This window comes from Thiorhodococcus drewsii AZ1, assembly GCF_000224065.1.
Lineage (GTDB): Bacteria > Pseudomonadota > Gammaproteobacteria > Chromatiales > Chromatiaceae > Imhoffiella > Imhoffiella drewsii.
This window is the reverse complement of the sequence record NZ_AFWT01000053.1, coordinates 1-25,949: the sequence shown is the minus strand read 5'-3', so window position 1 is coordinate 25,949 and position 25,949 is coordinate 1. Positions and strand designations below refer to the sequence as shown.

22 protein-coding genes and 2 pseudogenes are annotated in these 25,949 nt (G+C 62.3%); 17 read left to right on the top strand and 7 right to left on the bottom strand.

Annotation, left to right across the window (positions count from 1 at the left end):
* Positions 1–988, bottom strand: a 988-nt coding sequence (locus tag THIDRDRAFT_RS21350; RefSeq protein WP_007043006.1) for a CHAT domain-containing protein, incomplete at its 3' end; no start/stop codon positions are given.
* A gap of 168 nt (positions 989–1,156) precedes the next feature.
* Between THIDRDRAFT_RS21350 and THIDRDRAFT_RS21345 the strand changes: the two genes are divergently transcribed.
* The 10 genes from THIDRDRAFT_RS21345 (at position 1,157) to clpX (ending at position 15,414) form a co-directional block, all read left to right on the top strand.
* A complete protein-coding gene (locus tag THIDRDRAFT_RS21345) occupies positions 1,157–3,049 on the top strand; it encodes a GGDEF domain-containing protein (RefSeq protein ID WP_007043005.1) in 1,893 nt (630 codons plus the stop codon).
* Between the two features lie 480 nt (positions 3,050–3,529).
* The gene (locus THIDRDRAFT_RS21340) at positions 3,530–7,567 is read left to right on the top strand and encodes an ABC transporter substrate-binding protein (RefSeq protein WP_040845717.1); all 4,038 of its coding nucleotides are present in this window, start codon (positions 3,530–3,532) and stop codon (positions 7,565–7,567) included.
* Positions 7,568–7,576: 9 nt separating this feature from the next.
* Positions 7,577–9,607: a bacteriohemerythrin gene (locus THIDRDRAFT_RS24150; RefSeq protein WP_007043003.1), complete on the top strand. Its 2,031-nt coding sequence runs from the start codon at positions 7,577–7,579 to the stop codon at positions 9,605–9,607.
* A 248-nt stretch (positions 9,608–9,855) separates the two neighbouring features.
* Complete coding sequence (gene nifV / locus THIDRDRAFT_RS21325; protein WP_007043002.1) at positions 9,856–11,010, top strand: homocitrate synthase; 1,155 nt, start codon at positions 9,856–9,858, stop codon at positions 11,008–11,010.
* A gap of 24 nt (positions 11,011–11,034) precedes the next feature.
* Positions 11,035–11,817 carry a serine O-acetyltransferase gene (gene cysE / locus THIDRDRAFT_RS21320; protein WP_007043001.1) on the top strand — a complete coding sequence of 261 codons (783 nt, stop codon included), beginning with the start codon at positions 11,035–11,037 and terminating at the stop codon, positions 11,815–11,817.
* A 7-nt stretch (positions 11,818–11,824) separates the two neighbouring features.
* Positions 11,825–12,367, top strand: a complete 543-nt coding sequence (locus tag THIDRDRAFT_RS21315) for a hypothetical protein (RefSeq protein WP_007043000.1) — start codon at positions 11,825–11,827, stop codon at positions 12,365–12,367.
* 69 nt (positions 12,368–12,436) lie between these two features.
* Positions 12,437–12,781 carry a nitrogenase-stabilizing/protective protein NifW gene (nifW, locus tag THIDRDRAFT_RS21310; RefSeq protein WP_007042999.1) on the top strand — a complete coding sequence of 115 codons (345 nt, stop codon included), beginning with the start codon at positions 12,437–12,439 and terminating at the stop codon, positions 12,779–12,781.
* Positions 12,765–13,247, top strand: a complete 483-nt coding sequence (locus tag THIDRDRAFT_RS21305; RefSeq protein WP_007042998.1) for a nitrogen fixation protein NifZ — start codon at positions 12,765–12,767, stop codon at positions 13,245–13,247. Before nifW ends, THIDRDRAFT_RS21305 begins: the two co-directional genes overlap by 17 nt.
* Positions 13,244–14,131, top strand: a complete 888-nt coding sequence (nifM, locus tag THIDRDRAFT_RS21300) for a nitrogen fixation protein NifM (protein ID WP_007042997.1) — start codon at positions 13,244–13,246, stop codon at positions 14,129–14,131. Before THIDRDRAFT_RS21305 ends, nifM begins: the two co-directional genes overlap by 4 nt.
* Positions 14,128–15,414, top strand: coding sequence for an ATP-dependent Clp protease ATP-binding subunit ClpX (gene clpX / locus THIDRDRAFT_RS21295; protein WP_007042996.1), 1,287 nt, complete (start codon positions 14,128–14,130; stop codon positions 15,412–15,414). The genes nifM and clpX overlap by 4 nt, the downstream gene beginning before the upstream one ends.
* Positions 15,415–15,472: 58 nt before the next feature.
* Here clpX and THIDRDRAFT_RS21290 read toward each other — a convergent pair whose 3' ends face one another.
* On the bottom strand, positions 15,473–15,919 hold the full coding sequence (locus THIDRDRAFT_RS21290) for a hypothetical protein (protein ID WP_007042995.1): 447 nt from the start codon (positions 15,917–15,919) through the stop codon (positions 15,473–15,475).
* A gap of 197 nt (positions 15,920–16,116) precedes the next feature.
* The gene (locus THIDRDRAFT_RS21285) at positions 16,117–17,694 is read right to left on the bottom strand and encodes an alpha/beta hydrolase (RefSeq protein ID WP_040845715.1); all 1,578 of its coding nucleotides are present in this window, start codon (positions 17,692–17,694) and stop codon (positions 16,117–16,119) included.
* A 124-nt stretch (positions 17,695–17,818) separates the two neighbouring features.
* Between THIDRDRAFT_RS21285 and THIDRDRAFT_RS21280 the strand changes: the two genes are divergently transcribed.
* Together THIDRDRAFT_RS21280 and THIDRDRAFT_RS27165 are read left to right on the top strand one after the other, a co-directional pair.
* Positions 17,819–18,763, top strand: coding sequence for an ISAs1 family transposase (locus THIDRDRAFT_RS21280; RefSeq protein WP_007042993.1), 945 nt, complete (start codon positions 17,819–17,821; stop codon positions 18,761–18,763).
* Between the two features lie 43 nt (positions 18,764–18,806).
* Positions 18,807–18,932 (top strand): hypothetical protein, encoded by a 126-nt coding sequence (locus THIDRDRAFT_RS27165; protein ID WP_007042992.1) that lies wholly within the window; start codon positions 18,807–18,809, stop codon positions 18,930–18,932.
* Between the two features lie 3 nt (positions 18,933–18,935).
* Here THIDRDRAFT_RS27165 and THIDRDRAFT_RS25920 read toward each other — a convergent pair whose 3' ends face one another.
* The gene (locus THIDRDRAFT_RS25920) at positions 18,936–20,474 is read right to left on the bottom strand and encodes a hypothetical protein (RefSeq protein WP_139058849.1); all 1,539 of its coding nucleotides are present in this window, start codon (positions 20,472–20,474) and stop codon (positions 18,936–18,938) included.
* A gap of 153 nt (positions 20,475–20,627) precedes the next feature.
* On the opposite strand from THIDRDRAFT_RS25920, the gene THIDRDRAFT_RS25380 reads away from it, so the two are divergent.
* Positions 20,628–21,002: a hypothetical protein gene (locus tag THIDRDRAFT_RS25380; RefSeq protein WP_007042990.1), complete on the top strand. Its 375-nt coding sequence runs from the start codon at positions 20,628–20,630 to the stop codon at positions 21,000–21,002.
* Positions 21,003–21,009: 7 nt separating this feature from the next.
* On the opposite strand, the pseudogene THIDRDRAFT_RS27395 reads toward THIDRDRAFT_RS25380, so the two are convergent.
* Positions 21,010–21,165, bottom strand: a pseudogene (locus tag THIDRDRAFT_RS27395) (IS3 family transposase); the annotation flags it as partial.
* A 176-nt stretch (positions 21,166–21,341) separates the two neighbouring features.
* Between THIDRDRAFT_RS27395 and THIDRDRAFT_RS27390 the strand changes: the two are divergent.
* Positions 21,342–21,463: pseudogene (locus tag THIDRDRAFT_RS27390) on the top strand (IS481 family transposase); the annotation flags it as partial.
* Positions 21,464–21,709: 246 nt separating this feature from the next.
* Here the strand turns inward: THIDRDRAFT_RS27390 and THIDRDRAFT_RS21265 are convergent.
* Positions 21,710–22,675 carry a YheC/YheD family protein gene (locus tag THIDRDRAFT_RS21265; protein WP_007042989.1) on the bottom strand — a complete coding sequence of 322 codons (966 nt, stop codon included), beginning with the start codon at positions 22,673–22,675 and terminating at the stop codon, positions 21,710–21,712.
* Between the two features lie 90 nt (positions 22,676–22,765).
* Here THIDRDRAFT_RS21265 and THIDRDRAFT_RS21260 point away from each other — a divergent pair, with 90 nt between their 5' ends.
* From THIDRDRAFT_RS21260 to THIDRDRAFT_RS21250, 3 genes are all read left to right on the top strand, one after another.
* Complete coding sequence (locus THIDRDRAFT_RS21260) at positions 22,766–23,833, top strand: hypothetical protein (RefSeq protein ID WP_007042988.1); 1,068 nt, start codon at positions 22,766–22,768, stop codon at positions 23,831–23,833.
* Positions 23,834–24,107: 274 nt separating this feature from the next.
* A complete protein-coding gene (locus THIDRDRAFT_RS21255; protein WP_007042987.1) occupies positions 24,108–24,377 on the top strand; it encodes an acyl carrier protein in 270 nt (89 codons plus the stop codon).
* A gap of 117 nt (positions 24,378–24,494) precedes the next feature.
* Positions 24,495–25,277, top strand: coding sequence for a hypothetical protein (locus tag THIDRDRAFT_RS21250; RefSeq protein WP_007042986.1), 783 nt, complete (start codon positions 24,495–24,497; stop codon positions 25,275–25,277).
* A 263-nt stretch (positions 25,278–25,540) separates the two neighbouring features.
* Here the strand turns inward: THIDRDRAFT_RS21250 and THIDRDRAFT_RS26270 are convergent, their stop codons facing one another.
* Positions 25,541–25,708: a hypothetical protein gene (locus tag THIDRDRAFT_RS26270; protein ID WP_159105439.1), complete on the bottom strand. Its 168-nt coding sequence runs from the start codon at positions 25,706–25,708 to the stop codon at positions 25,541–25,543.
* Positions 25,709–25,949: the final 241 nt, after the last annotated feature.

The following is a 25,949-nucleotide window of genomic DNA, read 5'->3' as shown; positions in this document are numbered from 1 at the left end:
GCCCGCGCCGGGGATCGGACTGCGCCGCCTGGCGCAGCGCGAGTCTGGCCTGGGCCACGGCGCGCGGGGTGCACGCACGCCCGGCCAGCTCGCGGTAGAGACACTCGGCGAAGGCCATGGCATCCGTATCGTAGACCGAGCCGTCCCAGCCGATGACGTTGGGCACGCCGGCGCGGATCAGCTCGCGCACGAATGGCTCGAAACCACGGGCGCCGTCGTCCTGCTCGGCGGTGCGGCAGGCAGAGAGGAAGACCAGCGGGGTGCGGGCGGGGTCGCCGAGTGAGCGGACCAGCTCGCCCGGGTCCGCGAGTGCCAGATCGCCGACCACGTCCTCGAGCGCCAGCACGGGGCCGCGCTCGGGGTGGATGTCGCCGTGACAGGAGAGGTGCAGGGCCTCGAAAGGTCCGTCCAGGTCCAGCCGGACACCGAGCTGTTCGACTGTCCCGCTCTCCTCCACCACCAGGTGCAGGGGCAGGTGCCGGGTGGCCTCGAGGATGGCTGACTCCTCGGCCTCGAAGTCGAGAATCTTCTGGCCCTCCGGCGCGGCGGCCATGAAGATGACTTGCAGATCGCTGTGGATGGGTTTGACCGGCTCGGCGGCCGGGCCGATGCGCCGCACCAGCTCGAACAGTTGGACGGCGTCGCCGGCCAGGTGACCGTTGCGGTCGGCGAGCAGTTCCCAGGGGGCATCGAGCAACGCGCGGCCGAGCGGCGAGCCTGGATCCGTCACCCGGATCTCGAGCAGGCGGGCGCCGGTGCCGCCAGCCCAGCCGGAGGCCCAGCCGTTGGCGTCGAGCCAGTCGAAGATCTCACGGCCGATGGCGAGCAGGTCGACCGGATCGCCCGTCCGGACGGCCTGGGCGTAGCGCGTTGACCAGTCTCGGAGCAGGGGGGCGGCCGCTGCGGCGGCGAGCCGCAGCTCCGGCGGCTGGGTCTGGGGGGAACGGCAGAAGATGTCGCTGCCGAGTTGCTCGATACTGGCCTGCATGACGGCGTCCTCATCCTGGTGGCCTGGTCACACTCGCGCAAGGCGCCGCGCGCGGCCCTTGTGAGCAATGGCGAGCAACATATCATGGTGCGGCGACCAATGGAGAGACCAGAACGCATACCGCCAATTGCATCCTCCAACCCTCGGGCGCATCTACTCGCACGCACCATGAACCGCAGACACTCACTCACCGCCCGCACCCTGCGCCTAGCGGCCATCCGCATCGGCCTGGTCTCCATCTGTGCCGGGGTGGCGTCCTACCTGGTCAATCTGTCCTCCATCGAGGCGTCGGTGCGCGGCCAGTTGCTGCTCTCGACCGAGCAGACCATCCAGCGCGAGTCCCTGCCCTTCCGCGCGATCCGGGACTTCGAGCGCAACTTTCTCGACGACTTCGACGCCCGGTACGCCGACCCGGGGCAGCGGGCGGCGCTGGCGGCGGACTTCGACCGGCTGTTCGTCCGCCACCCCGACGGCTCCTACACCCAACGCCCGGGGATCTTCGAGGGCCAGCCGCTACCCGACGGACGCCGCTTCCCCGGCATGTCGGCCACCTATGCGCCCGAGACACCGCCGACGGAGGACATCAAGACCCGTTTCACGCTCTCCTTCGTCCTCTCCTACAAGTACGGCTCGGTGACCAGGGGCCGGCTGTTCAATATCTACGGACCGCTCCCGGAGAAGGGTTTCCCCGTCCACCAGTCGGCCGACATCGCCAAGGGGTTCACCTACGGCGGCCCGGACGCGCTCAGGCTCGAGACCTACGAGTTCTATGCCCGGGGATTCGCCGCGAACGCACGCGAGCCCTTCATGACGCGGATGTACTTCGACTCTTCCAATCAGGCATGGATGACCACCTTCGCCACCCCCGACACCCCGGATGCCGCCGGCCGGCACCGCATCCTGGCCTGTGTCGACGTGCTGCTCGACGACCTCATGCGGCGTCTGGCCCGCCCGGCCATCGAGGGCGCCTACAGCACGCTCTTCCTGGCCGACGACGAGGGCACGCTGATGTTCCACCCGAAGCACATGGAAACCATCGAGGAGAGCGACGGACAGGCTTCGATCCGCTCGCTCGGACTGGAAGGGGAGACGCGCCTGCTGTCGGCCGGCGCCGCGCTGGCGCCCGGCCAGGTGGTGCTGGTCGACACGCCGGGGGCGATCGTCGCCGTCGGCCGCATCCCGGAGACGCCGGCGATCCTCACCATCCACTATCCGCGCGCGCTGATGCGGCCAGCCATCCTGCAGAACCTGGCGGTGGTGGTCGCGGTGGGACTCCTCACCCTGCTGGTGGAGATCGTCATCCTCCGCAACATCCTGCGGTTCCAAGTCGCCCGGCCGCTCGAGCAGTTGATCCGGGCCACCCGCTTGCTGGGCTCGGGCACGGAGAGAAAGGTGGAGGAGAAAGACCTGCCGACCGGCTCGCGCGACGAGATCGGAGACCTGGCGCGCGCCTTCGCCGGCATGGCCGAGCAGGTGCAGTCGGCGCGCGCGGAACTAGAGTCCAAGGTGCTGGAACGCACGCTCGAGCTGGAGGCGGCCAACCGCAAGCTGGCGGCCATGAGCACGACCGATAGCCTGACCGACATCGCCAACCGGCGCCGTTTCGACGCGGCGCTGGAGGAGGAATGGCGACGCGCGATGCGCTCGGGCAGCTCTCTGACCCTGTCCATGATCGACGTCGACTGGTTCAAGAAATACAACGACCGCTACGGCCACCAGAGCGGCGACGCCTGTCTGCGCCAGATCGCCCGTGTCCTGGAGTCGACGGCCCGCCGGGCGGGTGACTTGGTCGCCCGCTACGGCGGCGAGGAGTTCACGCTCATCACCTGCGGCACCACGCCGAGTTGCAGCCCGGGCCTCCCCCACGCCATCCGCGCCGCCGTCGAGCAGTTGCAACTGCCGCATGCCGACTCGCCGTTCCATCTGGTCACCGTCAGCATCGGTGTCGCCTGCCGGGTGCCGATGGCCGACCAGACACCGGACTCCTTGCTGCAGGAGGCCGATGCCGCGCTCTATCGCGCCAAGGCAGAGGGACGCAACCGGGTCGTCGTCCTCTGCTAACCGGCGGCGACGTCCGGGAGCGGTCCGGCGAGTCGTCGCCGCGCGGTCTGGACCCGAACAGACGCGCGCCGTGGTCGGCATCGTCAAAGGTATAGTAGGTGGTCTGGTAGATGGGCACCGCGCGGGCGCTGGAAGCACCTGCTGCGACCAGGGGCAAACCAGACCAACGCCCGGCACCGAGACATCGGTCTGTGACCCCCGACACGCTCGGACGCCACCGGCGGGCGTTATGATCCTGGTCCAGAAAGTCGAAGACGACTTCCCCCAGACGTCGACCCACGGTCCGAAACTGGCCCTTTCGCGCCTCCTGCGTTTGCTCCCCGCAACCGGCGGAGATCCTGGACGTTCTCGGCCATGCCCAGAGCGCAGTCGCCAGGCGCGGCGCCGCACGAACGGCCGCGAACAAAGGGGTTAGCGATAAGACGAGCGCATCCTGGAGTTGGACGCATGGCGTTTTCAAGGCGACCTTCGCCCCGAGGCATGGCGGATCTCACCGCCCTCCTCGTTTTGCTGCTGTCGCTGACGCCGCTCAGAGGCATGGCGCGGGACGCGCCCTCTGCCGATCCTCTGACGCGCGTGTCGGTACAGCTCACCTGGAAGCATCAGTTCCAGTTCGCCGGCTTCTATGCCGCCATCGCCCAGGGGTTCTACCGGGATCGGGGACTCTCGGTCGAACTGCGCGAATACACCCAAGGACTGGACATGCTGGATGAGGTCCGATCCGGTCGTGCCACCTACGGCATCGCCAACGGCAGCGTCATCGACTGGCGGCTCGCCGGCGAACCGGTCGTGCTGCTGGCCAACTATTTCAGAAAGGCGCCCCTGGTTGTGCTCGGCCAACCCGGTATCCGCACCCTCAACGATCTGCGCGGCAAGCGGCTGATGGCCGAGGAAACCGAACTGCGATCGCCGCTGCTCAGCGCCGCGCTGCGCGAGACTGGCCTGGTGCCGGGCACCAATCTCACCATCCGACCCCATGCGTTCGACGCGGGCCCCTTCATCCGAGGCGAGGTCGAGGCCACCACTGCGTTCTTCACCAACGAACCCTTCGAACTCGAACGCAAGGGTATCCCCTTCCAGACCATCGAACTGAACGGCTATCTGCCGGGACTGGGCGACGACTATCTGTTCACCAGCGAGACGCAGGCCAGCACCCATCCGGAACGCACCCGTGCCTTCGTTCAGGCGAGCAACGCCGGCTGGCGCTATGCGCTGGATCATCCGGACGAGATCGTCGAGCTGATTCTCGATCGCCACTCGCGGCGCAAGAGCCATGAGGCACTGGCCTACGAGGCCGACAAAACCCGCGACCTGATCCTGCCGTTTAGCGCGCCGATCGGAGCATTGCTCCCGCGTCGCATCGAGATGGTCGCCAGCGCACTGCTGGACGCCGGCCACCCCGGATCGCTCGCGAACCTGCAAGGGTTTCTGTTCGACGAGGGGACGCCGATCCGAGCGCCTCATCGCCCCCCCAATCCGCTGGACTACAGCGGCGCCGAGCGGGCCTGGATAAAGGCCCATCCCCGCGTCAGCCTGCGGGTGGATGCCGACGACGCCCCCTACAGCTTCGTCGATGGCACCGGCACACTCGACGGAATCCTCGTCGACCTGGTCCGGGCCATGTGCGAGGACGCCGGTCTCGAACCGAACCTGACACCCGGCTCGCACGCCAAGATGGACCAGGAGTCACGGGAGCCGGGAATCCAGGGATATCTCAATTTCGACTATCACGACGCGGGGGCGTCCGGGAGCTTTCTCGGAATCGAGAGCCCAATCCCGCCCATGTATGCCCTTTACACACGAAGGCCCAATGAATTCAGCTCGGACGGTCTGCGAAACCTGAAGGGGAAACGCATCCTGCTCGCCAAGGGAATGGACCCGACCGAACAGGGTTTTTCCGCAGCCGACAACCAGTATCAATGGGTGGAGACCCCGGAGGAGGCGTTCGAACGCCTGCTCAGCGATCGCGCGGATGCCTATTTCGCCAACTTCGCCCACGTCCAGTGGCATCTGCACCGCCACTTCATCACGGACCTCACCCCGCTCTATTTCAGCTCCGGCTATCCCGATCCGATGCTTGCGGTCTTCAAGGAATACCCCGAACTCCACGCCATCCTCAAGAAGGCCTACGGCCATGTCTCCAATCGGCTGCCCAGCCTGCTCGCCCGCTGGCAACTGGAACAGGCAGGAGCATCACGCCCAGCACTGACCAAGGAGCAAAGACGCTGGCTCTCGGCGCATCCGGTCATCCGCTATGCCGTCAACCCCAATTGGGCACCCATCGAATCGCTCGACCGCGACGGACATCCGACCGGAATGGCCCATGAATACATCCAGCGCATCCAGGATCTGCTCGGGGTTCGCTTCGAACCGGTCGCCGTCGCGAGCTGGACAGATCTGCGCGAACGGTTCGAGCACGGGGAGATCGATGTCCTGCCGGGCATCGTCGAGACCCAGAGTCGGCGCGCGCATTATCGCTTCACCGCGCCCTATCTCACCTTTCCAGTCGCCATCTTCGCCCCGGCGGGCGCGCCCTTCCTCGGCAGTCTGGATGCGCTGGCCGACAAGAAGGTGGCCGTCGTCGGCGATTACGCCACGCACGAATGGCTGCGCCAGGACCATCCCGAGATCGTGACGGTGCCGGTCGCGACCACCGCCGCAGCGCTGAAGGAGGTTGCCGAGGGACGGGTCGACGCCTTCGTCGACAATCTGGTCACGACCAGTCATGCCATCGGCCAGGATGGATTGCTGGAGATCCGGATGGCCGGCACCACGCCTTACGAACTCTCCGTCGGCATGGCGGTGCGCAAGGACTGGCCAGTCCTGGTCGACATCCTCGAACACGCCATCGCCGCGCTGCCCAAGATCGAGCGCGACGGCATCTACAACCGCTGGGTCCAGGCGTTGCCGCCGGCCGTCGTCGACTATGGTCTCTTGTGGAAGGCACTCGCGGTCTGCGCGCTGGTGCTGGCCGTCACTCTGTATTGGAACCGGCGACTGCGCCGCGAGATGCGCATGCGCCGCCACGCCGAGCAAACCCTGGCGGACAGCGAGCGACGCTATCGCGAGATGGTGGAATCCGCCGGGACATCCGACTTCCATTTCTATTCCATCACGCCCAGCGGCCTGATCGGGTACGTGACGCCCGGCTCGTTCAAGCTTTTCGGCAACGCCTCCGAGACGATACTCGGCAGACACTGGCGAGAGGTCGTCACCTGGCCCGAACCGGCCATCGAGCTGTTCGAGTCCGCCATCGGCATCTGTCTGAACGGACAGGTACCGGAACCCGTCACCCTGGAATTCTCCCGCAACGGGGTGCGCCAGCAGTTGATCAGCCATCCGCGCCCAGTCAAGGACGAGCGAGGACGCACGGTCCGGATCGAGGGGATCGCGGTCAACCTCACCGCCCGTCTCCAACTGGAAGAACAGCTGTTCGCGGCGATCACTGCCGCGCGGGAGGCCAACCAAGCCAAAAGCATCTTCCTGGCGACCATCAGCCATGAGATTCGCACCCCCATGAACGCCATCGTGGGAATGATCCACCTCTGTCTGGACTCGCCCTTGAACGCTGAGCAACATGGATATTTGCAAGCAGCGCGCCGGGCCTCCGAGTCACTGATGCAACTGCTCAACGGCATCCTGGACGAGTCGAAGGCTGAGGCAGGCAGGCTGACGCTGGAGGCGAGACCCTTCGCCCTGCGCGAATTGATCGAGAACCTGAACGCGCTCGTCGCGCGCCGCGGCCAGGGCAGCGAACTGGCGTTCAGATACCAGATCGATCCCGAGATCCCGCCGAGACTGCTCGGAGATCCGCTGCGGCTCGGTCAGATCCTCACCAATCTGATCGACAACGCTGTCAAGTTCACCGAGCGCGGGGAGATTTTGCTCTCTGTCAGGATGCCGGAAATCCAGGAGCGACGGCTGCGACTCGAATTCACCGTGCGCGACACGGGGATCGGGATCGACGAGGCAGAGATCGGGAATCTCTTCGAACCCTTCCGTCAGGCCGATAGCTCCATCACCCGACGCTATGGTGGAAGCGGTCTCGGACTTGCCATCAGCCGGCATCTGGTGGAGCTGATGGGTGGAACCATCGACGTCACGAGCCGGATCGACGAGGGCAGTACATTCAGATTCGACATCTGGCTGGACAGGCCGGCCGCGCCGAACGAAGCATTGACCGCCCACCGGGTTCCGAAGGACGTTCCGCGCGTTCCCGAGGAGGAAACCGAGCGCCAAGGAGGACCGGACACCGCGCTCCCGATGACACCGAAGACGCTCGCCGCTACCGCGAGCGGCGGCTCCTCGCCGGAAACCGTTCTGACCGAGCTGCGCGAACGCGCGGAACGACGCGACCCCACGACCGAGGACGTCCTCGCCGAGCATCGCCAGGTCCTCGCCGATGCCCTGTCCCCCGAGAGCTTCAGAATGCTGTCCGATCAAATCGAGAACTATCGTTTCGGCGAGGCCGCCGTCACGCTCGACGATCTTGTGCGCACGTTTGAGATATCGAAGTAGAATATTGCCATGCAGAATCCCCCGCTCGTCCTGGTGGTCGACGACACCCTCGACAATTTAAAGGTGGTCTCAGGCCTGCTCAAGAAGACCTACCAGATCCAGGTCGCCAGCAGCGGCGAAGAGACGCTGCGACTCGCCGACCGGGATCCGCGCCCCGACCTCATTCTGTTGGACATCATGATGCCGGGGATGGACGGCTATCAGGTCTGCGAACGCCTCAAGAGCGATCCAGCGACCCACGACATCCCCATCGTCTTCCTGACCGCCAAGACCCAGCCCGAGGACGAGGTGAAGGGCTTCGCGGTCGGCGCGACAGACTATGTCCCCAAACCCATCAACCCGCCCGTGCTCAAGGCGCGCGTGGCCGCCCAACTGGCGCTCGCCGCCCATCTGCACGAGCGGCATCAGATGCTCCACCAGCGCATCGCCGAGGTGTCCGAGGAGCGCGATCGAACCGAGATCGAACGTCAGCGCATCCATGACCGCCAACAGGCGCTGCTGGCGATCACGCGGGCGGCATTGCGCGATCTGACACCGCAACAATTTCTGGTCGAGACCCTCGATCTGCTGAACGCCATCGACTGGCTTGACATCGAATCGCGCGGATCGCTCTTTCTCTTCAATCGGCACGACGAGCTGGTCCTGGTCGCCGAGCACGGCATGCGCATCAGCCAACGCATGATCTGCACCAAGACCCGCCAGGGATCCTGTCTCTGCGGCCAGGCGCTGCTCAAACGGCAAACGCTGTTCCTAGCGGAGGTGTCCGAAAACACGCAACACTGCATCATGGGGCCGCTCGGGGTCGGCGGCTATTCGCTCCCACTGACGGAAGGGGAGCGCATCTACGGCGCGCTCTGCATCATCATGCCGAAGGGCCACGTCCCACAGCCGGGCGAGCAGGATTTCATGCACGAGGTCGCCGACGCCTTCAGCGGACTGATCCGTCGCCGGATGATCGAGGAGAAACTGAGGATCAATCAGGTCGAGATCCAAATGGTCCGCAACGAGGTCATCCGGCGACTCGGCGTCGCCGCCGAATTCCGCGACACCGAGACCGGACTGCACGTAACCCGCATGAGCCAGTATGCCCGCGCCATCGCACGCGCGCTGCACTGCGACGAAGAACTCTGCGAACTCATCGAGCTGGCGGCGCCGATGCACGATGTCGGCAAGATCGGCATCGACGACAGCATCCTGCGCAAACCCGGCAAGCTGACCGCCGAGGAATTCGCCACCATGCAACGGCACACCCTGATCGGTGCCCGTATCCTGGAGGGCGACGACCCCTTGATCGCGCTGGCCCGTGAGATCGCCCTCACCCACCACGAGAAATGGGACGGCAGCGGCTATCCTCATGGACTGTCCGGGGAGGCGATTCCACTCTCCGGGCGTATCTGCGCGGTCGCCGACGTCTTCGACGCGCTCACCATGGAGCGGCCCTATAAGGAGGCATGGCCGGTCGAGCGCGCCGTCGCCACCATCGAGTCATTGAGCGAATCCTCGTTCGATCCCCGCGTGGTTCGCGCCTTTTCCAAGACGCTCCCGGACCTGCTGGCGATCAAGGCCCGCTATCAGGACGACGCTATCGATCCGCGCGAACTGCTGCCCTTGGTGAATCAAGAGCAGGGCCGGCAGGACTGGATCGTCTGGAACGAGCGTTTTTCGATCGGCATCGACATCATCGACGAACACCACCGCTATCTCATCTACTGGGCCAACCGCGTCCATACCGCGATCGAACAGAACGCCGCGACACCCGAGGTCGCCAAGGCGCTATTCGCCTTGGAACAGTACACCCGCATCCATTTTCGCGCCGAGGAGCGGTTGATCGCCGCCTTGGGGCGTTCGCCCAGCGAGCTTGAGTCACACCAGGCGGGGCACCGCGAATTCGAGGACAAGCTCTGCGAACTCCGCTTGGAGATCGCGCATAACCCCTTCATCGCTGGTGTGGAGATGCTCGACTATCTGCGCGGCTGGCTGATCGATCACATCCTCAAATCCGACCGCAAGATCCTGACGCTACCGGTGCAAGATGCCTGATCGACGACCGAACCTGGTTGCGGCTCCAACACCGAGACCGACACATCCAAGAACGGTCGCGATGGATTCCAGGGCCAATTCCTGGACCACTTTGCTTGGTCATTTCCCCGACAACCGATGCCTGGCCGGCTTGTCGCAAACCCCTCAAAGGAGACCGGCAAGCGACGTTAAGTGGCTGTAAACACAGCCACCAATAACTGGCATAACCGTTGCTTCAGAAGTCAGCATAGGCATTCTGGAGCCCGTTCATGTCCATCGATTCGACCAAGGTCACCATCAACGACACCACCCTGCGCGATGGAGAGCAGTCCGCAGGCGTGGCCTTTTCACTGGACGAGAAGCTCGCGATCGCCCGCAGTCTTGACGCACTCGGCGTCCCCGAACTGGAGGTCGGCATTCCGGCGATGGGGGACGAGGAGCGCGACTCGATCCGTGCCGTCGCTGGCCTAGGTCTGTCGGCCCGACTCATGGTCTGGACCCGCATGCTGCCGAACGACATCGCCCAGTGCCGCGATCTCGGGGTACAGCTGATCGACCTCTCCATCCCCATGTCCGATCAGCAGATCGCACGCAAGCTCGGTCGCGACCGCGACTGGGTGCTGGGACAGATCGACCGCCAGGTGCGCGCGGCCCAGGACCTCGGCATGGAGGTCTGCGTCGGTGGCGAGGACGCCTCGCGCGCCGATCCCGAATTCCTCTGGCGCGCCGCCGAAGCCGCCCAGACGGCTGGCGCCCGCCGCTTCCGCTTCGCCGACACCGTGGGTCTCATGGACCCCTTCGGTCTCTACGAGCGCATCCGTGACCTGCGCGCCATCGTCGATCTGGAGATCGAGATGCACGCCCACGACGACCTGGGCCTGGCCACCGCCAACAGCCTGGCCGCCGTGCGCGGCGGCGCGACCCATGTCAACACCACCGTCCACGGACTCGGCGAGCGCGCAGGCAATGCCGCCCTGGAAGAGGTCATCATCGGTCTCAAGCACGTCCACCACATTGATTGCGGCATCGACCTGACCCATTTCGAGGATCTGTCGCAACTGGTCGCCACGGCCTCCGGCAAACCGGTCGCCTGGCACAAGAGCCTGATCGGCGCGGGCGCCTTCACCCATGAGGCCGGCATCCATGTCGACGGTCTGCTCAAGGATCCGCTGAACTATCAGGGCGTCGATCCGGCCGAGGTCGGACGCATCCACCGCATGGTTCTGGGCAAGCACTCAGGAAAGCACGCAGTACGTCAGGTCTATTCCGAATTGCTGCACTTCGAACTGGATCTGGACGAGGCCGAGCGCGTCCTACCACTGGTGCGCCGCTTCGTCACCGAAACCAAGCGCTCGCCCGAGTCGGGCGATCTGTGCCGCTTCCTATCCGAGATCGGTCATCACCAGGCCATCTCGCTCCAGTAACCGCCAACACCGGAGAGCCAAGAGATGAACGAAGCCGTGCTCGCACCACTCGCCAATCCCGGAGCCTGGGCTAGCATCGCCGAGGATGTCGATTGCATCTTCGAACGCGATCCGGCGGCGCGCACCCGCTTCGAGGTCTACACCACCTACCCCGGTGTGCACGCGGTGATGCTCTATCGATTCGCCCACCCACTCTGGCTGCGAGGCTGGCGCTGGCTGCCACGCTTCATCTCCTATCTGGCCCGGATCTGGACCAGCATCGACATCCATCCGGGTGCCGGCATCGGACGCCGCTTCTTCATCGACCATGGAGCTGGAGTCGTGATCGGCGAGACGGCCGAGATCGGCGACGACGTCACCCTCTACCATGGGGTCACGCTCGGCGGCACCTCATGGCGCAAGGGCAAGCGTCATCCCACACTCGGCGATGGCTGCGTCGTCGGCGCCGGGGCCAAGATCCTGGGACCGGTGGTCCTGGGCGACCACGTCAAGGTCGGCGCCAACTCGGTGGTCATCGGCGACGTCCCGGCGGCGAGCACGGTGGTTGGGATCCCGGCCAAGACCGTCCGCTCGCGACGCTCCGCCAGCCCCAATCCGCATGGCATCGATCTAGACCACCACCTGATCCCGGATCCGGTCGCAGGCGCCATCAACTGTCTGCTGGAGCGCATCCGGCTGCTCGAACAGGCTGCGGGCGTCCACGGCTGCATTCCTGGCGGAACCCAGCCCGAACACGAATGCGGCGGCTGCGACGCCGCGCGCATGTGCGAACCACCGCACGCCTGCCAACACGACGAGGTCGCCTGAGGCCACTATGGACCTATTGGATTTCGCTGGCGAGGACATGTATTTCGACGAACCGGTCAGCTCGGACGTCGAGGGACTGCTGCTCGATGCCGCCCGCCGCTATGGCGAGGACGCGGCCGAACTCAGCCTGCTCCAGGCCTATTTCCTAGAGCCCAATCACCTGACCGTCCTGGTCGCACTCTATCGCTATTTCTACTATCGTCACCGCTATCGCGAAGCGCTGATCACGGCCGATCGCGCCATCGCCATCACCGCCAAGCGGCTCGACCTGCCCGAACGCTGGCAGGATCTGTCCGAGCAGGACCTGGGACGCTCGGTGCTGGTCTCCATGAGCCTGACGCGCTTCCTGCTGCTCGCGCTCAAGGGCTCCGGCTACCTGTTGATGCGCCTGAACGAGGCGCCAGAGGCCCTGGAACGCTTCGAGAAGATCGCCGAGATCGACACCAGCGACCGTCTCGGCATCACCGATCTGCTGAAGATCGCCCGTTCGGCGGTCACCGAACGCGAGATCGATCAGTCGGGAGACAACATTCATTTCCTCAAGCGTTGAGGCACAACCACCGAGTCCGAACGCGACCGCCCTATCGAACGATCACAGAGACGCCACCCGGAGGCACACATGACTGACGAAGATTTCGACCTCGACATGAGCGAGCTCTCAAGCGCGGAGGACTTCCTCGAGTATTTCGGCATCCAATACGAACAGAGCCTGGTTCAGGTCAATCGGCTGCACATCCTGCAGCGCTTCCACGACTATCTGGCCAAGGTCGATGAGATGCCGGCCGAGACCCAGGCCCGCTGGACACTGCATGCCGACCTGCTCCGCCAGGCCTATCAGGACTTCGTCGGCTCCGATGCCAAGACCGAGAAGGTCTTCCGCGTTTTCCACATGCACGAACCACGCACCGCATCGGTTCCGCTCAGCGACCTGATGGGACAGGTGAAACATGCGCCCTCAGTATGAATATGGAGACGAGGTCCGTGTCGTGCGCAACGTGCGCAACGACGGGACCTTTCCGGGCGAGTCGACCGGAACCCTGCTGGTACGGCGCGGCAGCACCGGATTCGTCAAGGACGTCGGCACCTTTCTCCAGGACCAAATCATCTATTCGGTCCACTTCCTCGACGCCGACCGCATCGTCGGCTGCCGCGAGGAGGAGCTGATACCGGTCGACGCACCCTGGGTTCCCAGCCGCTTCGAGTTCCGCGACAAGGTCGCCACGCGCATCCCGCTCGGCATCCAGGGTCAGGTCCTGGTCGAAACGGGCGAGATCGGCGAGGTGATCAAGGTCGTGCGCGATCATCCCGACGGCGTCGCCTATCACGTCCACTTCCCGGACCGCAACACACTGCTGGTCCCAGAGACCGCGCTGACCGAATCCGAACCCGCCATCAAAGACACAGACACCGAGGACAGCAGCGAGCCATGACTGAGTCCCGACCCAGCGAATCGAGCCCCGAGTACCGATATCATCTGCTGCGCGCCGCAAGCGAACGCTTCCAGGGCGCACCGAGCACGCTCGACGCCGATCAGCTGAGCCAGGCCGAACACCAGGCGCATCAGACCCTGGAGCTTGAAAGTCTGGTGCTCTCATCGCCGGAGGCACGCGACACGCTCCTCCCCGAAACACGCCTCGAAGAGGCCATCACCGAGCTTCGCGGGCGTTTCGAGGACGAGGAGTCCTTCCAGGCGGACCTGGAACGCAACGGGCTGAGCGAATCCGGACTGCGGATCGCCCTGCAGCGAGAACTGCTGTTTGACGCCGTGCTGCAGCGTATCGGCTCCCGCGCCGAGACCGTCACCGAGGCCGACGAGCGTCTCTTCTACGCGCAGAACCAGGCGCGCTTCGTCACGCCCGAGCGACGCACCGCGCGCCACATTCTCATCACCATCAACGCCGAGTACGCCGAAAACGAACGTTCGGCCGCCAGGGCGCGAATCGAGCGGATCGCCTCCCAGCTGCAGTCCGATCCACAGCAGTTTGGCCCGCTCGCCCGAGCGCATTCCGAATGCCCGACCTCCATGGAGGAAGGCGCACTCGGCACCTTGCCCCGAGGCAAACTCTACCCCGAGATCGACGCCGCGCTGTTCGCTCTGGACGAAGGCCAGGTGAGCGACATCGTCGAAAGCGAGATCGGCTTCCATCTGATTCTCTGCGAACGCATCCACGCGACTACCGAGGTTCCATTCGAACGCGCGCGCTCCAAGATCCACGACGCGCTGGACGCGCGTCGGAGCCGCGAGTGTCAGAAGGCCTGGATTGCCGAACTGCGCCAACAGGCGCCCCCGACCGAGGAGACATCAACAGCATGAACGACACGGTCCACACCTGTTCCTTCTGCGGCGCACCCCAGGCCCCGGACACCCCGTTGATCGCCGGCATCGATGGTCATATCTGCGAGGCCTGCGTCACCCTGGCCCATCAAGTCGTCAGCAGTTGGGGGCGCGCCCGGGCCTTGAGCGGTCCGCTCAAGTCGCCGCCCAAGCCACTGCAGATCAAGGAACAGCTGGACCGTTACGTTATCGGCCAGGAAGCCGCCAAGGAGTCGCTCGCCGTCGCCGTCTACAACCATTACAAGCGGCTCGCGGCCGAATCCAAGAATCCACGCCGTTCGCTCGACGACGATGACCGAGTCGAGATCGACAAATCGAACATTCTGCTGCTTGGCCCCTCGGGAACGGGCAAGACCCTGCTGGCCAGCACACTGGCGCGCATCGTCGGGGTGCCCTTCGTCATCGCCGACGCCACCACCCTGACCCAAGCGGGGTATGTCGGCGAGGACGTGGAAAGCATCCTCGGCCGATTGCTCGACGCATCCAACGGTAGCCGCGAGATCGCCGAATGGGGCATGGTCTACATCGACGAGGTCGATAAGCTTGCGCGCCAGGGTGAAACGGCGCACGGCACACGCGATGTATCGGGCGAAGGCGTGCAGCAGGCGCTGCTCAAACTGGTCGAGGGAACCCAGGTCAAGATCAATCCAAAGGGTCGCAAAGACAGCGGCGATGGCGCCCTGATCGACACCCGCAACATCCTCTTTCTGGTCGGCGGAGCCTTCGCCGGCCTGGAGAAGGTGCTAACGCAGCGGCTGCGTCCCAGCCCAACGGGCATCGGATTTCAGGCCGACGTCGGTACGAGCGATGAGGATACCAAGACGCGCGATCCCGAACTCTATCGCGAGACCCATCCGGACGATCTGCGCCAGTTCGGTCTCATTCCCGAATTCATCGGGCGCTTCCCGGTACTGGTCGGGTTGCACGACCTGGACGAGGCCGCGCTGGTACGCATCCTCACCGAGCCGAAGAACGCACTGATCCGTCAGTATCAGCAGCTGTTCGCCTTCGAGGGCGTCCAGCTCGAATTCACGCCCGAGGCCATGACCGCCATCGCCCGCAAGGCCATCGACCGAGGCACCGGGGCGCGCGGTCTACGCAGCGTTCTAGAGGGGCTGTTGCAACGCCCTATGTTCGAGTTGCCATCCATGACCAATGTTGTCGGCTGCCAGGTCGACGTCGAGACGATCGAGGGCACCGGCCCCGTCCACTGGATCCATGGATCGGAGGACGAGGCCGAGCGGGCATCGGCGGGGGGCTGAATCGCGAGGCGGGAGGGACACGATTTAGCACACCGATCGTATCCCTGAACGCACGAGGTCAGGCGACCTGTTTGTCCGAATCCTCAAGTTTGCGGATCAGCGGATAGAGATGCTCGGTCTCGCGCTGAAGCCGATCCATCACCAGGGCGAACATCTGCTCGGTGTCCTGCATGAAGGAGGCATGGTCGCTGATGGTCAGCGCATGGCGCTTGTGCGAACACCATTCCTTGACGTAGGACGAGAAGATCCGCTTGATCTCGGTCGATCCAGAGAGAAAGCGGCTGGCTGTGTTCTTGACCGACTGATCCGGATGCGAGATCAGCTTGCCGCACAGCTCGCGATCGACGAGTTCCATGTGCTCCTTAACCCGGTTGGTCAGATCGAAGAACACATCGCAAGCGACATCGGTATCGCACATCGAGCGCTCGCGAACCAGGTACATGAACACGTTCGACAGTTCCGTGATCTTATGATTTTGGGCATGCAGTTGGGCGAAAACGACCATTTCGAAACACTCCTCCGGTCGGTGGCTAGCAAGTCAGGTGTGGTACTTCGGTATCAATTGGGATACGAAAATGCTACATGGTGGCACCGAGGCACAGGCCGTGATTCGTGTCGCGGCTCAAGTAAACCATAGTGGTTCCCGTAGTTTACGCGAAAGCGTCCATTGAATGTAGCTTGCTCGCGGTCAATGAGTCGACATCAGGCCCCAACCAAAGGAAAGGTCACGGCCGTTGCCGAAGCGAAGGCGACCGCATTGGCAACAGCACCGACCATGGGATGTCCGGTGCGTGCGTAGGTCCAACGGCTCAGAAGACCGTAAACCAGGAAAAAAACCAGGATCGCCGGCACGATGATGATCAGGAAGAACAGCTCGGATAGATTGAGCGCCACGGCCAACACCAGCGATAGCAGAAAGAGCACCTTGGTCGCTGCGTACGCGCCGGAGGCGCTTCCGACACCGCGCGTCACCCACTCGTCGGCGCTGAAATAGAGCAACGTCCCGACCAGCATGGCGAACACGAAAGGAAGACGCGCGCTACCCGGAAGCAATGTCGTGACGAAGCGGTCGGCCGGAATGGCAAAGGCGAGCAGGGCGTAAGCGGTTGCGGCGAGAATGGCGATCACCAAGCGCTGCCGGTCGATTCGCACCGACTCGGCGGCGGATGCGCCACGACGGCGCCGGATGAGCCAGAGTCCGAACCAGGTCAGCATGCCATAGACCGCGAAGTGCAAAACCAGATAGTCGCCGATCAGGATCGGCAACACATGCTTGGGCAGAGGCCAGAGGATGAGCGGGGTCAGAATGGCCGGCGCGACGGCCACCGGAAGCAGATCGCGCCAGGCGAGCCCAGCACCCAGCGGCCGAGGGGCAATCCGAGGCAGCAACCGCGCCAGCGGCCAAGCCAGGACGAGAATCCCGAGGAACAGCAGACCGATCCAGCGGCCAGGTTCCGCCACGAATCCATCCCCGCGCCAGCCGAAGGACCGGTCGAGCCAATCCAGCGCAGCCCGCTCGGCATCCCGACTGTAGAGGATTCCGATATGTTCGACGCCCTCGGCGATCAGCATGCGTCTGGCATCGCCCAGCGCAGGATCGCCATAGGTCACGCCAGGCTCGATCGCGTGCCCCACCGCGCCGGCGAGGATCTTGCGCCCCTGATCGTGCAGCATCTCGGGTTCGAGTTCGCCATAGGCCAAGAGCAGATCGGGCAGTGCCTCGGTCGGCGTCTCGTCTGAGATATAGGGCGACAGCAGCACCAACGCCCCGACCTTGCCGCGATGGCGCTCGGTATAGTCGACCAGCGGGTCGCCGGCCATCGAATGCCCCAGCAGCGCGAGGCGTCCATCCGCTTCGGGCTGTTGCAACGCGACATCGATCACCGATTCCAACGCACCGCCCAAAATCCTCAACCGCTTCTCACGATCCATGAGACCGGACACGAACGGCTGCGCATTGCGTCCATGACCGGGGAAGTCGAAGGTGACCGCCAGATAGCCGTTGCGCGCCAGGGTCAATGCGTAGCTCCGCATCAGGGTCTGTGAACCGGCGAAACCATGGGCGATCACCACGGCCGGAGCCGGTCCCCCAGAAACCGGTCGATAGAGGGTCAGGGGAACCGGACCGGACCAGACCCGGTCCACCGACACACCATCCGCCTCCCCGACCAAATGCCAGAGCGCAACCCCAATGGCCAACAGGGCGGCGAGCGCGACGGCGACCACCAACCAACAGCGTCCGCGACAGACAGGGATGATGCTCGAAATCGATCGACTCATAACCACACACGCTCTCCTCAAAAAGCCTCTGCGTTTCACGAGCGCTCAGGGTGAGCGCGTATTAACGCTAGATCTGACATGATGTTGCGGCCCCCTGTTAGCCAATCGCCTTAAGGAGCCTTGCGTGTCCGCCAGTATGATCGAGCATTTTGCCAGCCTTGAAGATCCCCGTATTGAGCGTAACAAGCTGTATCCTCTTAAAGAAATTCTGCTGTTGACGGTCTGTGGTGTGCTGAGCGGGGCGGACGGCTGGGAGGCGATCGAGCAGTTTGGAGAGGCGAAGCTGGAGTGGCTGCGTCGCTTTTGTCCATTCGAGAACGGGATTCCGTCGCATGATCGCATTGCCAACGTGATCTCACGGCTCAATCCCAAGCGGTTTGAAGACTGCTTCATCCGTTGGACGCAGGCCGTCACTGAGAGCATGCAGGGTGAGGTGATTGCGGTGGACGGCAAGACGGCCCGAGGCTCGCGCGACCGACGCCGGGAACGTGCGGCGCTGCACATGGTCAGTGCTTGGGCCGTATCGAACCGTTTGGTGCTGGGGCAAGAGGCCACGGCGGAGAAATCCAATGAGATCACGGCAATTCCCGAGTTGCTTGAACTCTTGGTGCTCAAGGGCTGTATCGTTACGATCGATGCAATGGGCTGTCAGCGTGCCATCGCCGAGCAGATCCGTTCCCAGGGCGGGGATTATGTGCTTGGGCTCAAAGGCAACCAGAGCACGCTGCAAGAGCCTGTCGAGGATGTCTTCACCACCGCCGTTGCGGGCCAATTCTCCGGTGTCGCCCATGCCTATACCGAGAAAACCGACAAAGATCACGGACGCCTGGAGATCCGCCGTTACTGGATCACGGAGGATCTGAGGACCTTGCCCAATGCTGCGCGCTGGGCGGGCTTGCGCAGCATTGGAATGGTCGAACGCACCTGCTGGCAGGACGGTGTTCAGAGCGTCGAGCAACGCTACTTCATCGCCTCCATTGGCGCCGATGCCCAGCGCTTCGCTACAGCCGTGCGGGGGCACGTGGGGCGTAGAAAATCGTCTCCATTGGCGCTTGGATGTGATCTTTAACGAGGATGCTAGCCGGATTCGCAAAGCCCAGGCTCCGGCCATCATGACCGCGATTCGTCATTGCTGCGTCAACCTGCTCGAGAAGGAGGACTCCTCGCTCAGCATGGCGCACAAACGTCGCAAGGCCGCCTGGGACGACGACTATCGCGCTAAGGTCCTGGCTGCTTGATGATTAATACGCGCTCGCCCTGCAGGTTCGACCTGTTTCAAGTTCAGCTATTTTTTGCTCTAGTATGCTAATGATTTTTTCGTCAGTCGCAAATTCAGCTTCATCCTGCACTACAAATTGTCGAATTGTCTTAGCTCCTATCGCGAGTCGAAGAAATGCTTTTTCACCATAGTTTACAGGTTGACCAATAGTGACGTAATCGAACTCGCACTCGTTTCCATACCCTCCCCTGATTATCGAAAAGTATAACGAACAGAGTTCTTCCTGGTTGAGGTATTGATTGTCCTTAAATACCCTAAAGGAAACAATCGAGTTGTCAGCTAACTCTTGGTGCGGCATCAATTCCATGGCGTCACTTGCCTCCAAAAGACCAAGAACCTTATTCCTCCAATGGATTGTTTTCTCTTCGACTTCAATTTTATCAAGTTGATTGAAGGCTCTCATGCTGCTTAGGGCGCAAGCCCACCTCAGCAAAGCTGAACGGTTTACCCTATCCGCAAACGGAACCTTCTTCATTAATGACTGGGGAACGTCATACATGGAGAATATACATGAATATCCACTTATCGAATTAAAATCCGCGACCTGCAACAGTTTTCTTGAAATCTCTTTTGGCACGAGCATAGCTCCACTAAATGGTGATGATTCATAAAATTTTGACCCTGTAATCATTACCATTGCGCCTTTAGAGATCAAATCATGAAAAATCTCACGGCTGTGCCTGAACTGGCAAATATCAACTACCCACTGAACATTATTTTCATTAATCTCGTCAATCATCCCAAGATCATCTTCAATCCCGGATTTGCTTCCATATACGAGATTTATAATGATGGAGTCTTCAGGGTGCTCATGAACAATTTTTCGAATTGAATCAGCATGGTTGTGAATATTTCCAAATTCACTTCTCGCTTTGAAGAAATGCGCCTGGATTTTTTGGTCAGGAATAATGTCACTTCCTTTAGCAACGCTTTCCCCAAACTGATTATAATTCGCATAAAACCTTCCCAAAGAGGAGAGCCTTGCTCCCGAACCGATTTCTTCTATGCAGGTAATAAGATTCTGGATCATTTTCTCCGGAAATAAGAGCTGAGAAAAGATCAATGGATAGTAAACTAAATCTGTCCCGGAAGGAGCAAAGAAGAGATCAAAATCATGACGCTCATCCCATCCCAATTCAATTTTTAGCTCATTTTCGAGTGAGCGCCTTAATTTAATCCAGTCAGTTGAATCTTTGTGTGACCTTAGTAAGTTATTGATTAATACCACATCACCGTCGCGAGCAGCGCTACAAGTACAAGACCCCCTGTTGAGGTAACTATTGCGAACCAATGGAGTTCCATATTTGGTTAGCCCTTCATTGTTTAGAAAGATGCGTTCATCGGCCCCTTGTGAAAGTAGTCTCTCCAGGTCAGATATTGTGCGGCTGTATCTTTTTATATGGGCTTTGATCATCGTCTGGTTGCGCCAGGCATAGCCTGGGAGGAGGGGAAGATAGCGAAAGGGTAGGCGAATCGGGAACTCCTTGTTGCGGCCAACCAAGAGCAAGTCCCGAGCCGGTAAGGATTGGCCATCCACCGGAACCGAGTGTGGCGTGATGCGGGAGCGATCCCCTGCGTGTCAACCTTACTCCCGACAGTCGCCTTGCGGATTCTTGTATAAAGAATCGCAGGGCCAGCTGCGGAGACACCGAGCGTGAGCGAGTCCAACGAAGTCCTGACCGAGCCCAAGCTGGAGCGACGCACCCGGCGTCGGTTTTCCGCCGCGGAGAAGCAACACCTGCTGGCTCAGGCCGATGCGCTGGCGCATGGCGAGCAGGTTGCCTGGCTGCGGCGCAGCGGGCGGTATGCCGCGCAGCTCAGCCAGTGGCGCAAGGCACTCACCGAGCGGTGCATGCAGGGCCTGGAGCCCAAGTGCGGTGGGCGTAAGCCGGCGATCCGCGTGATCGCAAGCTTGAGCGCCTGCGCCGCGAGAACGCCCGCCTGGAGCATCGCGCGCAGGTGGCCCCACGCGGCGCCATCCCAGCCAGCTCCAGGACGTGCATCAGCCGCTGCACGTGCTGGCGATTGATCGCAGAGCCCTGCTCGCGCAGATACACCACCATGCGACGACCACTATAGAATGCGCGCTGAGTGTACTGCTCATCGATCGGCTCCAAAAGGCGCAACTCCAGGACGTCGGGGTTTTCGTGACACTGGGCGTAAACACCTGAGCGAGCCACGCCCCTAAACATGCAATGCCGCCTCACCGCCAACGTCGCCTCGCGCTCGATCCAGCTCCGCCTCACCCTCACAGAGGGTCGGGAAGCCTGAGCGCCCAAATTTGACCCAATTTTCGATCTATAGATGTTTGGTCCCGGATGATTCCTGGCCCCGCAGGAGCTATCCTTTGTTCCTCGCCAGGGGCGCTCTGGAGCGCCTCGCCGCCCGCACCACGCCCGCGATCCGGCGCGAGTCCAGGCCTCGAGACTGCCCACCGCGACGCTGGCGCGCCAGTACAACGTCAGCGAGGAGACGGTGCGCAAGTGGCGCAACCTCGCCCACGTCAGCCCCGTGCAAGCCCTCCTGCGATGGCATCAACAGCAACCGGATCTCTTCCGACGCGATCCTGGTAATCTACCGGGACCTGAAAACTGTTGATCGACGCCATGGAGCGCTTTGAACGGGAGCCTCGTGGGTGACCGGCCGACGCGCTAGCTTCCGCAGCGGACAACTGCATCCAGAATGCTCTACGGAGACGATCTCCGGACGTGCATGGCGCGCGACACGCAAGTGACGTCACCCTCGAAAAAGCGACGGAGCATAGCCGATGGTGTTGACCGCACGGGCATGCTCATGCAGCGAGGTCTCAGGAAATGCGTTGGTTTCGATCAGCCAAACCCTGTCCTCTTCGTCGATGACGAAATCCAGTCCCAACTCCGACAGCGGCATTGGGGCGGACGCACTCTGTATGCGGGCAATATCGATCGCGGCCCGACGGAGTTCGGCCTCGATTGCCTCGGCCTTCTGGGGATTCCTGTGCTCGAGAAAGCTCTCCAACGCCCCCTGATAGCCCCCACGACTGACATTGGGCAAGGGGCTCCCCGCCTCGGCCAGCCGCACATACGCACGAGTGACGCCCCAATCACCGTCAGCCCGCCGCTGAACATGGACACGAATATCAAACGGCCGGCCGTCGCTGGTGCGCGAGCTGATGTAACGTTGGGCAATATACTCCCTGTATCGAAGCCTCCCCGAGATGCGTTTGTCGATCAGCGCAGCAAGTTCGTCGACCGGAGCCTTGACGTTCTGGGAATCGCAGATCAGCTGCCAGTCATTGTCTCCGGGAAGCACGAAGAACAGACCAACACCTCTGTTTCCGGTGGCGCGTTTGACGACTGCTCCAGATTGCCGGCGCAGAAAATCGCTTAGAAATCCCCTGGTGTCGGCGCCGGGGACCGACGACCAAGGGATCACATATTTTTCACAGGAAGTCCCGTCAAGCAGCCTGCACATGCTGATCTTATCCATCTCCAGGTTCGCAATAACGGGACGGCAGCTGCGAACCCACGCATCAACCGCCTGTTGGTGCGTATTCACTGGGTCGCCTGTTATGATGACGACGTCGGGGAGGTGGATGACCTCCGAGGACCAGCCGTGTTGCAATGTCCATAAATCGGCTCGGATTACTCCTTTATCCAGCTCGCAGTGCGACGCGTGAAGCAGCGCGAGCGACGCACCCTGCAGATTGGCCTCGGCGAGCATGGCTCTCAGCCTAAGGTCCGGGAAGAAGTCTAGTGGCCGCGTCCGAGTGCATGCGGGCGGGTCGAGATAGTTGACGACGAGGCGGACGATATGAAAACACAGCCTTATGACGCAGAAGGCTTGGACTTGATGGCGACCTTGATGCAGAGCGCCGCGAGAGCCCGTGGAATTGAAACCCGCGTGCGGCAACTCGACGCAGACCAGGACTTCGCTCAGATCAGGACATGGCTCAGCTTCACGATCAAGGGACAAGAGTTCTATTACGCGAAAGGTAGGCTCCTGGAATACGGCAAGGACCGCTGGGGGAACATCAACATCGGGCGGGACTTGAACCATGAGGCGGCACTGCTCGTCTCAGACAAGCACCGAATGAAGACCCACCTGAGGGAACGGGGGTTCCGTGTTCCCGAAGGCCGGATCTTCCGGCGCCGGCATCTGCAGGCCGCATTGGACGCGTTCGGGGAATTTGACGGTGCCATTTGCGTAAAGCCGAACAACGGCTTTGAAGGCAAGTGCGTGACGACTGGTATCGTCGACGAAGACGAATTCGGCAGGGCAGTCAGGCGCGTGGCAGAGCATTACGTCAATATCGTCATCGAAGAAAGCGTTGTCGGCGGACATTACCGGTTCTTCTACGTCCACCCCGAGGTGGTAGGCATCAGGCGCGGCATTCCATTGAACGTGGTCGGTGACGGCAAATCCGGCATTGCGGAACTCCTCGCGACAAAGAATGCAGAGCGGCGGCGGCGGGCCTTGCCGACGCACCTACCGATTGAGCCGGACGAAGAGATCGTCGCGTTCCTGGCCGCACGGGGCCTCGGCTTGGACCACGTTCCCGACAGGGGCGAGACGGTATTTCTTGGCGCAGTCTCCAATTCTTCCGCCGGCGCCGATACGGTTCTGTATGGACTCGACGAGGTGCATCCCAGCTATCTCGACGTCGTGGCCCGCGCTTGCAGATCGGCGCCCGGGTTGCACTTTTCCGGCGTGGATATCATCATTCGCGACGTTGAGGAGGCCGCCTCGGCCGACAACCACTGGTTCCTTGAGCTCAATGCGAGCCCGGCGCTCCCCGCGTTCTACTATCCGTGGGAGGGCGCCACGGTCGATGTGGCCGGAAAGATTTTGGATTTGCTGCGTTCCGAATATCCTTTTTGAGCACGCCGCTCGTGATAGATCTGCTAGCGTACGACCGCCACGACGGTCACATGGCATGAAACGCTGCGGTCGGACAATGAAAATGACGGAGCGTGGTTTTTCGACCGGATCGACGGAGGCACACCGGAGTGCCTTGCGTAATCCGTGCGTGTAGACCCCCGCCCCTGTGATGTCCCGAGCTTGGACCGGGGCATGATTACGCGAGCGCCTGGTGGCCATCACGGTCTTATTGCCGCGTCGGCTCACAGGTGCGAACAGCATGAGAGACGCAGAGATGAGCGAGAATTCGGTTTTGAGCGCGGACGCCTTACGGCGCTGGCTGACGGTGTACCTGGCGACCGTAATCGGTGAGCCATCGGAATCCATCGATACAAGGGTTGCACTGTCGACATATGATCTGGACTCGATCGATGCGGTAACGATGGCCATAGAGCTAGAGAAGAAGTTCACCCTGAAGGTTCATCCCGACCTCTTTCTACTGGGGCATTCAAGCGTGGAGGATGTGGTCGCCGAGCTATGCACTCATGCAGTTGCGGGCCGCTGAGTCAATGCTGTGATCCGGCGGCAGCGGAGAGGCGGCCGCCGGTCGCGATGCTGCGTCGGCAATAGATAGGCAGCGAACAGGGTATCGATGTCACTGTTCCTTGGGAGTAACCAGAGCATGGCCCGGGATGCATACAGTCGCTGGAATTATATTCCCGCAAGCCTGACGTTTTTTGATCTGACTGCAGACGAATGGGCGCAGTTCCACGACGCGATTTCGAAGATCGCGAAGGAACGGCACCGCATCGAAAGCGTGACGGGATCTGCGCGAGGGGACTTCCTACTGCTCAACGCGGAGGGCACGCGGCCACCGATCTTCTGGTGCTTCAACAATTGGGCGGAGCCCGTGCTGCTCGCACGAAAACTTGGGTCGGACCAACCCGTGGTCGCGATGCACTCGCTCAATGGCGTGACCGAGACACGGCGCACGAAGACCCGATTCCATGAACACCTGGCCGTGCGTTATCTAAACGGCATGAAGGCGCTGGACGCCACCTGCCCGCCAGTGATAGGCGGCAACTGTCAAGGGGCTCCGGTGGCCGAATCCATCGCGCTACACGCAGCCGAAGCGTTCGGCATCGAGCCCCTGTTGATCACGCTGGAGTACGTACCTCGACGCCAGTATCGGGGGCCGATGCTAATGCTTTTCGGGGCAAAGAGCCGGTTCAACCCCTTCACGACGGATATTGATCCGGTTGCAATCTGGCGTTCGACCCTGGGTGGTTTTGCGTGGGGCTTTATCGACGCCGACCACGGGCAGTACTTTAGGGAGCCGGGCATCGATCAGCTGCAACGGCTGATTCAAGAGTCAGTGAAAGCGTTTCGCTTGAGCGGCGGATTGCCCACGGCAGAATTCATCTGCTCCGAACGCACTACCGATCGACCCGCGTCGCCGTCTTGACGGACCAAAGCCGGTGCCGACACTGCGAAGCCAGTACGGACCCCGAGGCATCCCCTCAAATTGAACCACTACACGTCGCTATAGTCTGCCGGAGGCGTACATCGCCAGCGTGCTGGCCCGCGCCGAGCCAGCGGCGCCGGAGAACACGGACGCGGCAACGGCGCAGCCCATGCGCGGGCCGAGGGCGGGCTGAGCCGTTTGCCCGAGCTTAGGCCGCACTCTGGGGCCGTTCAACCGTTTTTCCTCGGTTCAGGCTTGCGTCGTCACGTCACTGAAAAAGTGTCGCGCCCGCACCCCGAGCGCCAGCAGCGTCCCCCATACAGCAACGCCCCCAAACCGATCGACAGCCCGAGCCGAACCAGGCGCGCGGCCTGATCGAATTCGGTCCAGGCCAGCGTCGGTCCGCTCACCCACCACAGCACGGCGCCCATCAGCAGGCTTGCGCCCGTCGTTTGGGTCGCGGTAGGGACGACGGTTACCCGCCGCCCCCCGCACAGATCCACGTGAGCGGGACTACCGCACGTGGCTCCTGCCTAGTACTTCGCACCTGAAATTCACTGGTGAATTTACGCCATCAGTGGCTTGCCAATGTAGGTCCAGCGGAAGGGTTTAGCGAGAGTCTGGTTGAAGAAATCAACGAATTCGAGGATCCGCTGCTTGAGCGCCTCGGAG